The 9,070-nt window shown below is 58.8% G+C and carries 8 protein-coding genes; 6 read left to right on the top strand and 2 right to left on the bottom strand.

Annotated elements, in window-relative coordinates; genetic code table 11:
* On the bottom strand, nucleotides 1-217 hold a 217-nt coding region (locus WCA53_RS09040; RefSeq protein ID WP_423908185.1), incomplete at its 3' end, for a LysR family transcriptional regulator.
* A gap of 504 nt (nucleotides 218-721) precedes the next feature.
* On the opposite strand from WCA53_RS09040, the gene WCA53_RS09035 reads away from it, so the two are divergent.
* The 6 genes from WCA53_RS09035 (at nucleotide 722) to WCA53_RS09010 (ending at nucleotide 8,087) form a co-directional block, all read left to right on the top strand.
* The gene (locus WCA53_RS09035) at nucleotides 722-2,413 is read left to right on the top strand and encodes a peptide ABC transporter substrate-binding protein (protein WP_423908183.1); all 1,692 of its coding nucleotides are present in this window, start codon (nucleotides 722-724) and stop codon (nucleotides 2,411-2,413) included.
* A 142-nt stretch (nucleotides 2,414-2,555) separates the two neighbouring features.
* On the top strand, nucleotides 2,556-3,476 hold the full coding sequence (locus tag WCA53_RS09030; protein ID WP_423908180.1) for an ABC transporter permease subunit: 921 nt from the start codon (nucleotides 2,556-2,558) through the stop codon (nucleotides 3,474-3,476).
* A gap of 81 nt (nucleotides 3,477-3,557) precedes the next feature.
* Nucleotides 3,558-4,460, top strand: a complete 903-nt coding sequence (locus WCA53_RS09025) for an ABC transporter permease subunit (RefSeq protein ID WP_423908177.1) — start codon at nucleotides 3,558-3,560, stop codon at nucleotides 4,458-4,460.
* A 2-nt stretch (nucleotides 4,461-4,462) separates the two neighbouring features.
* The gene (locus WCA53_RS09020; RefSeq protein ID WP_423908187.1) at nucleotides 4,463-5,464 is read left to right on the top strand and encodes an ABC transporter ATP-binding protein; all 1,002 of its coding nucleotides are present in this window, start codon (nucleotides 4,463-4,465) and stop codon (nucleotides 5,462-5,464) included.
* Nucleotides 5,457-6,440: a murein tripeptide/oligopeptide ABC transporter ATP binding protein OppF gene (gene oppF, locus WCA53_RS09015; protein ID WP_423908175.1), complete on the top strand. Its 984-nt coding sequence runs from the start codon at nucleotides 5,457-5,459 to the stop codon at nucleotides 6,438-6,440. Before WCA53_RS09020 ends, oppF begins: the two co-directional genes overlap by 8 nt.
* Before the next feature lie 237 nt (nucleotides 6,441-6,677).
* Nucleotides 6,678-8,087, top strand: a complete 1,410-nt coding sequence (locus tag WCA53_RS09010) for an OprD family outer membrane porin (RefSeq protein WP_423908173.1) — start codon at nucleotides 6,678-6,680, stop codon at nucleotides 8,085-8,087.
* Between the two features lie 72 nt (nucleotides 8,088-8,159).
* On the opposite strand, the gene WCA53_RS09005 is transcribed toward WCA53_RS09010, so the two are convergent.
* Complete coding sequence (locus WCA53_RS09005; protein ID WP_423908171.1) at nucleotides 8,160-8,852, bottom strand: HD domain-containing protein; 693 nt, start codon at nucleotides 8,850-8,852, stop codon at nucleotides 8,160-8,162.
* Nucleotides 8,853-9,070: the final 218 nt, after the last annotated feature.

The raw sequence follows: 9,070 nt of genomic DNA, 5'->3' as shown, positions 1-9,070 counted from the left end.
AATTCTCTTCGACAGATTTAAAAAAGCGCAACCCGGCTGTAGTCGGATTCAAGCGACCGCCGATGCGGCTAAATAAACTAAAGCCAAGGTCTGCTTCCAGATCGGCGATGAGACGGCTGACGGCTGGCTGGGTCACGTGCAACTCACGGGCCGCGCCGACGCTGGTGCCGGTCATGATCAGCGAACGGAATGCTTCTATCTGGCGAAAACGGATCATCGTGTCAACTTATAGCCTGCTGAACATCAAGGACGCGGATGGTTGCGCGGATGCGATGCGCCTACGGCTTCAAACAAACGCGAATCGCGCCACGAATGCAAACTTTAAATCACCAAAAAGAGGCTTGCAGGGCTGGACCTGAAACACAGGGTTAGTCAGTACATTTGAGTGGCTTTCCCGACCTTTGAGTTTGCCGGAGGTAGGAAGCGTGGGATCAACTCGCTCAGGCTGCGGTTTAGGGCCGTAGCAGCCAGCCCCGGATGCTGAGTCATCCACATAATGTTGCCGAAAGCAGAACGTTAGGTGCGCTAAGATGGTTGCAATGTCGCCAGAAAACGTTAGAAAGGTGACGAATAGTGACTAACGGTGACGTTTTTTGTCGCCACGGGGTCGCCCGGTTTTCGCTAGCAATGCGAACAGATCGGCGAGCAGATCGATATTTCCAGCTTCGGTGCGGGTCTTGTGCCCGACCTTATGCCCGACGAACGAATCACAAGGATTCACATGAAGTTGTTTGCTGTATCGGGCGCGTGCCGTAACCGCGTTGATGCTTTTTTCCATTCGGGCCGCACGGTGCTGCGTCGCGTGACAGGCGCACAGCTGCGGTTGCTTGCAGCGAGTGCGTACGTGGCGACCGCATGCGGTGCGCAGGCGGCAATCGTGCCGCCGGGCGTGCAACTGGCGGCGAAGCAGGAGTTGGTCCGCAACAACGGTTCGGAGGTCGAGACGCTCGACCCCAATGCGGCTGAAACGGTGGCTGCCGCCAATGTTTCGCGCGACCTGTTTGAAGGCCTGACTGCGCTCGATGCCGAGGGTAACCTCGTGCCGGGCGTGGCGCAAACGTGGGAGCAGAAGGAACCGACCACGTGGATCTTCCACCTGCGCAGGAATGCGAAGTGGTCGAACGGCGAGCCCGTGGTGGCGAACGACTTCGTCTATGGTTGCCAACGCCTCGTCGATCCAAAGACCGCATCATCCTATGCCAATACATTCGGCGTTTTCCTGCTCAATGGCGCGGATATCGTGGCGGGGAAGAAGGCGCCGGGCACGCTAGGCGTTCGCGCTATCGACGCGTACACGGTTGAAGTGAAGACCCCGTATCCCGTGACATTTTTGCCAGAGTTGCTGTCGTACCCCAATCTGGGGCCGGTGAACAAAGCCGCGGTCGACAAATACGGCAAGGACTGGACGAAGCCCGGCAAGCTGGTGAGCAACGGCGCGTTCATGCTGAAGGACTGGCAGGTGAACAGCAAGCTCGTGCTGGCGAAAAACCCACAGTACTGGGACGCGACGCACGTGCAGTTGACGCAGGTCACGTATCTGCCGGTCGAGGACGAAAACACCGACCTCAAGCTGTTCCAGTCCGGAGAAAACGACTGGATGTATCAGTTGCCCTCGGGTACGTATCCGAAATACAAGCAGCAGTTCGCCGCCGACATGAAGAACGCGCCGATGCTCGGCCTGCGTTATTACGCTTTCAACAACAAGGACCCGTTGCTCAAGGACGTGCGCGTGCGGCAGGCGCTTTCCATGGTGATCGACCGGGACATCCTCGCGCAGCGCGTGACCGCCGACGGGCAGATTCCCGCCTATGGCCTGATCGTGAAGGGTGTGAAGGGCGCGGACGTCACGGCCTACGAATGGTCGACATGGCCGATGGCCCGGCGCGTGGAAGAAGCGAAGAAACTTCTTGCGCAGGCGGGCGTGAAACCGGGCACCAAGCTGCGATTCGCGATGAACACGAGCGAGTATCACAAGAAAATGGCTATTTTTGCGGCCTCAGAGTGGAAGACGAAGCTCGGGCTGGATACGGACATTGAGGCAATGGAATTCAAGGTCTTGATCAAGCGGCGCCACACGCTCGACTACCAGATTGCGCGCAGCGGCTGGATCGCGGATTACAACGACGCGACGACGTTCCTGCAACTGGTGGGATGCGGCTCCGACCAGAACGACAACGGCAATTGCAACCCGCAAGCGGATGCGCTCGTGAAGGAAGCCAACGCCACCACCGACCAGGCGAAACGGTCGCAATTGCAGACGCAGGCCGCGAAGTTGGTGATGGACGACTATCCGATGCTGCCGCTGCTCCAATACACGACAGTCCGGCTCGTGAAGAGCTACGTGGGCGGCTATTCGCTCAAGAACCCGATGGACCGTTATCCCAGCAAGGACATGTATATCGTGAAGCACTAGGATCGATAGAGCGGCCAGGCGCGGCGTGTCGCTTCGTTGCGTTGCGTTGCGTTGCGCATATGAATCCCCTGCAATACCGGCAAACAGCAAGAGGTGAGTACCGCGACAAAGTCTGTCGCGGTACTGCCAGGAGAGATGTTCCATGTGGTCATATACCTTGAGGCGGGTGTTGTTGACGGTGCCTACGCTGCTAATTGTCGTCACCGTCTGCTACCTGCTTTTGCACGCTACACCGGGCGGTCCGTTCGACGGTGAACGCAAGGTCTCCGCCGAAGTGCTCGCCAACTTGCAGGCGAAATACCATCTCGGCGAACCGCTCTGGAAGCAATACCTGCTGTATCTCGACAGTCTGTTGCATGGCGACCTCGGCGCGTCGTTCCGATACGCCGACTGGAGTGTCAACGACCTCGTGATGCGTGCGCTGCCCGTGTCGCTGGCCATCGGTGGCGTGTCCATGCTGCTCGCCATCGTGATCGGGGTCATTCTCGGCGTTTTTGCGGCGCTGTATCGCAATAGTCCCGCCGACTATCTGCTGATGATCGTCGGGAATGCGGGCAGTGCGTTTCCGTCGTTCGTGATCGGGCCGGTGCTGATCCTGGTGTTTGCGATCTTGCTGAAGTGGCTGCCGGCCGGAGGCTGGAACGGTTTTCAGGTGCGCTATATGGTGCTGCCTGTCGCGCTGCTGACAATCATCAGCGTGGCGACGGTGGGACGCGTGACGCGCGGCAGCCTGATCGAAGTGATGAACACCAACTACATTCGCACGGCCTATGCGAAGGGCCTGTCGCGCTGGACCGTCGTAGTGCGCCATGCACTGCGGCCCACACTGATTCCGGTGGTATCGGTGATTGGACCGCTCGCGATTGCTTCGATCACGGCGGCTGTGGTCACGGAGTCCGTGTTCTCGCTGCCGGGCATCGGCAAGTTGATTGTGAACGGCGCGGCCAATCGCGATTACACGCTCGTGCTCGGGCTGGTCGTGCTAGTGACTGTGGTCGCGGTTCTGCTCAACCTGCTGGTCGACCTCGCGTATGCGTGGCTCGACCCGAAAATTCGCTACTAAGCCAGCGACCAAGCCAGCGCTAAGCCGTCACTAAGCCAAACTGCCTCAGTCATTGAGCGAGTGCAAAAATTGAAATCCGCAATGAAACAAGGTTCCCTGGTCCCCGCGCTCGATGCCATGCTCGCGGTGCCGGTCGAAGGCCGCAGTCCGTGGCAGGACGCGCGCCTGCGCTTCAGGCGCAACAAGGCGGCAGTGGTAAGCCTTGTGATCCTCATCGTGATCACGCTCGCCTGCGCGATCGGCCCCATGCTGTTGCCGAACGCCTTCGATTCCACCGACTGGGACATGATGAGCGCCGCGCCGACAGTCGCGAGCCTGCACCTGTTCGGTACCGACGCAACCGGTCGCGACCTGTTCGTGCGCTGCCTGGTCGGCGGACGCGTCTCGCTGATGATTGGCGCGCTTGCGACGCTGACATCCGTCACGCTCGGTATCGTGTGGGGCGCTATTGCAGGCTTCGTAGGCGGCCGCGTGGACAACGCGATGATGCGTTTTGTCGACATGATGTATGCGATCCCGTACCTGCTGATCGCGATCCTGATGGTCACGTTGCTCGGCCGCGAGTTCTATCTCGTGGTACTGACCATTACCGTGTTCTCATGGATGGACATGGCACGCGTGGTGCGCGGCCAGACGCTCGCGATCCGCTCCAAGGAATATGTAGAAGCCGCGCGCGCGATCGGCGTGCCGACGAGCGGCATTATTGTGCGTCATATCGTGCCGAACCTGCTTGGCATGGTCTCGATCTACACCACGGTGACCGTGCCGGGCGTCATTCTAACGGAGTCCGTACTATCGTTTCTCGGCCTCGGCGTGCAGGAGCCCATGACCAGTTGGGGAGTGCTGATCCAGGATGGCGTTGGCGTAATGGACTCGTCGCCGTGGATCCTGCTGTTCCCCGCTGCGTTGTTGTCGGTGACGCTGTATTGCATCAACTTTGTCGGCGACGGTTTGCGCGACGCGCTCGACCCGAAGGATCGCTAAGCATCATGTCATTACTCAAAGTAAGTGGACTGGAAGTCGCCTTCGATACCCCCGACGCCGTGGTTCGCGCGGTCAATGGCGTGAGTTTCGATCTGGAAGAGGGCAGCACGCTGGGCATTGTGGGCGAATCGGGATCGGGCAAAAGCCAGAGCGTCCTTGCGATCCTCGGTCTGCTTGCACCGAACGGCCGCGCGAGCGGCAGCGCGATCTACCAGGGAAATAATCTTCTCGGCATGCCGCGCCGGGCGTTGAACAAGGTTCGCGGAAATCGTCTTTCGATGATCTTCCAGGATCCGATGACGTCCCTCAATCCGTACCTGACGATCGAACGCCAGATGACGGAAGTGCTCGAAGTGCACAAGAACATGACGCGCCGCGCCGCGAAAAAGCGGTCGATCGAGATGCTTGAAGCGGTGCGCATTCCGGAAGCGGCACACCGTATCGATCAGTATCCTCACGAGCTTTCCGGCGGCATGCGCCAGCGCGTGATGATCGCGATGGCACTCCTGTGCGAGCCGCAGGTCCTGTTCGCCGATGAACCCACCACCGCGCTCGATGTCACCGTCCAGGCCCAGATCCTTCAGCTCCTGCGCAACCTCCAGCGCGACTTCGGCACCGCGATCGTGCTGATCACGCACGACCTGGGTGTCGTTGCCGGGCTGTGCGAGAGGGTGATGGTGATGTATGGCGGCCGCGTGATGGAGCACTGCAACGCCGACGACCTGTTCGCGCGTCCCTCGCATCCGTACACCATCGGCTTGCTGCGCGCGCTGCCGCGACTGGATCAGAGCGACGCGCCGCTCGTCGGCATCCCCGGCAATCCGCCGAACATGGCTTGTCCGCCATCCGGCTGTCCGTTCCAGGAGCGTTGTATCGATGCAAGCCCGCGTTGCGCCGAATCCGCGCCGGCGCTCGAAGCCTATGCGGGCGACACAACGTGGTTGCGCGCATGTTATCGCCCGGTCGAGCAGATGAAGTCGATGCACGAGGTGGCGCATGCCTGAGCAAACCATCCTGTCGGTACGGGACATCAAGGTCCATTTCAGGGTCAAGGGAGAGAGCAAATTGCCGTGGGTGCGCTCCCGCACATTGAAGGCAGTGGATGGCGTGAGCTTCGATCTGAACGCCGGTGAGACGCTCGGTGTGGTGGGCGAATCGGGTTGCGGCAAGTCGACACTATCGCGCGCCATCCTCAACCTGATCCCCGCCACGCATGGCGAAATCGTGTGGATGGGCAAGGATCTGAGCGGCGCATCGGTCAAGCAATGGCACGGCGTGCGGCGCGATATCCAGATGATTTTCCAGGACCCGCTCGCCTCGCTCGACCCGCGCATGACGGTCGGGCAGATCATCGCTGAACCGTTGCGCGAGCACCGGCCGGGGATGTCGAAGAGCGAGATGAACGAACGCGTGCGCGCGATGATGGCGAAGGTCGGCTTGCGCGAACAGATGATCAACCGCTACGCGCACGAATTTTCGGGTGGCCAATGCCAGCGGATCGGCATTGCGCGAGCGCTGATCGTGGAGCCGAAACTGATTGTCTGCGACGAACCGGTGTCAGCGCTCGACGTTTCGATCCAGGCGCAGATCGTCAACCTGCTCAAGTCGTTGCAGCAGGAAATGAAGCTTGCATTGATCTTCATTGCGCACGATCTGGCGGTGGTCAAGCACATCTCGGACCGTGTGATGGTGATGTATCTCGGTCACGTGATGGAGCTTTCCGACAAACATTCGCTTTACGCGGAACCTCGTCATCCGTACACGCGTGCGCTGTTGTCGGCCGTGCCCGTGCCTAATCCGGCCATCGAACGAACCAAGGTCGTACAAATCCTGTCCAGCGATATTCCCAGCCCGATCAACCCGCCGTCAGGATGCGTCTTCCACACGCGATGCCCGATCGCCGAGCCGTGTTGTTCCCGCGAAGTGCCCGAATTGCGCACGCTTGCCGCCGGTGTCGCCGCGGCGTGCATGTTGGCTTGATTTTGCCGAGCTGACTGTGCCGGGACGATTTTGTCAGCCTGATTTCCTTTAGCAGACGCCTGCCGGCCCCCTTCATCGAGAAGTGGGCCGCAGCGTTCGCGCAACCTTGCAACAACTGTAGTCCGCTTCCAATGTCGTGTCCCGAAAGTTCATCGAGCGCATTTGCGCTCATGCGGGCATTCGTCGAAACGGTTATTGGCCCACAACATAAACCCATAAAAATCACGAGACTGAAACATGAAACAACACACACGCACACTCGCATTATCGACAATTGTTTTCAGCGGTCTCATATCGGGTGCCACGCTCGCTTATGCCGATGAAGATGACGGCGTTTCTACGCGGCATACTGAAGCGCCGCCCAGTTCGCCGCCTGATACGGAAGCTAATTCACCCATCAATAATCAGGCAACGTCGACTGGATTTGTCGATGGTTCGCATTTCAATATGTTATTTCGCAGTTTTACAGATCACTTTACAGCAGAAGGAGCAAAAAATAAGGACGCGTGGGTCTTAGGTAATCAGGCCGTATTTGAATCGGGCTATACACGTGGCCTGTTTGGCGTCGGACTGGACGCATCGTTATTCAGTGCATTGAAACTGAATGGCGGGCGAGGCGCGGGAAATCGCGTACATCTGGATCACAACGGCTACGATGGACAGAATCAGGCAGCGTGGACGTATCCGGGCGTCTGGGATGTAAAGGCAAGGGTATCGAATACGGTTGTCAAATACGGCCAGCAACTATTCGACAACCCCTTTCTCGTTCCCCACGATAACCGTGCGCTGCCGCCCACGTATCGGGGCGTATCGCTCGCGAGTGAGGAAATCAAGAACCTGACCCTCAAGGCGGGCAGTGTCGACGCAGTGCTCGCGCGTGGGCAAACCAGCGTGTCGTCGCTGACCACCGAATATGGTGGCACCCACTTCAGCCGCTTTACCTACGCGGGCGGCGATTATGCGCCGAACGACGATACGTCGGTGTCGTTGTACGCAAGCCGCGCGGAGAATGTGTGGGACCAATACTATTTCACGTTATCGCAGAGTGCGGGTGACCCTTCGGGGATTCGGTGGAACGGCACGCTCACTTACTATTACACGCATGAAGTAGGTCAAAGCCGCGAGGGGCCGATCAATAATCAGGCGTATAGTTTGTTGCTTTCGGGAACCCATAACGCGCATACCGTATCGGTTGGATTCCAACAGATCGCGAGCAAGCAGTTTTTCGATTACGTCGGACAGTCGGCGGGTAACTTTCTTGCGAATTCGCTCGATGTCGACTACAACGCGCCGCATGAAAAATCCCTGCAACTCGGCTATTCAGTCGACATGAAGGATTACGGCGTACCGGGCTTGAAAATGACGCTGTGGACGGCGTATGGATGGGGCGCAGACGGCTCTGCGATGGCAAAGCTTTATTCCGATCCTGCAAGTTCGCTACACGATCTTTATTGGAAGAATGGTCAGCCGGTACACGGAACGCACTACGAGTTCGGCTTTATTCCGTCTTACACAATCGCTTCCGGAAAGCTTAAGGGAACCAGCGCCAAATTCTATTACATGCATCACCAGGGCCAGAAGTATTATCCTGATTCGACCAGTGATGATTATCGATTGATGGTGAACATTCCGGTTAACGTGTTCTAACACCCGGCCGGGGCTGGCGTGCAACGGGATGACCGTCGCACGCCGCATTCCTTATTGGGCTCGTTGCGAAACTCAGGGGTGCGTGTGGGTCACGTCGTCGCAATGAGCGCATCCCGCGCCCGGGCTGTCGTTCCATGCAGAGCCCAGGATCAGGCTGCAGAAATTGAGCCGCTTATAGGTCGGGTCCTTGAGCGCGAGCACGTCGGCTTTTACGTTGCCAAACGTCGTCAGGGGCTTGAACGAGGTTCCGCGAGCGAACGCGTCGATAATCCCTTCCTTGAAATTCGTCTCGCGCGGATGCACCTCGATAACCTGCTTGCGTTGGGTATCAGTGAATTCGTCGTACGCGAAGCCGAGCACGTCCATCTCGACCCCTGCCGTAACCAGCGCGACGACGGGTTTCTTGTATTGCGGAATGCCGGGGGTGGTGTGCAGCGCGATCGAGTCCCATACTTGCTCGATCTCGTTTTCCCCGATGCCATATTGCTTCAGGAACTCGCGCGCCGCATTGGCGCCGTCGACTTCGAATCGATCATTGGGACTCCAGTACTTTTCGGTCAGTCCCATGTCATGAAACATCGCGCCGATATAAAGCAGCTCTGGATCGTAGGCAAGCTGGCGGCGCTCGCCCGTGAGCGCGCCGAACAGGAAGACGCGACGCGAGTGGTGATAGAGCAGGTCGGGTTCGGTATCGCGTACGAGTTCCGTGGCGGCGCGCGCCATGGCGCTGTCGGGGATGTGGATGCCGGCGATCGTGGTGGTCATGCGGGATTCTCCAGTTCAGTTGCCGTGGCCACGATGCGGCTGGCGCGCTTTGTTAAAATGCGGCGCGGGTAGTCATCGGGGTCAAGCAGGGCGGGTGTTCAAACAGTGAATGCATTGTGGTCGCCCGTTTGCCTGACGACAACGCACATGATCCGTCAAAACCTGCCAAGCGTACGCCATCTTCTGCCATATGGCAGAAGACCCCCTCACTGGAGCAC

The organism is Caballeronia sp. (assembly GCF_049581465.1).
Classification (GTDB): Bacteria; Pseudomonadota; Gammaproteobacteria; order Burkholderiales; family Burkholderiaceae; genus Caballeronia.
This window is presented reverse-complemented; position numbering and strand designations above follow the sequence as displayed.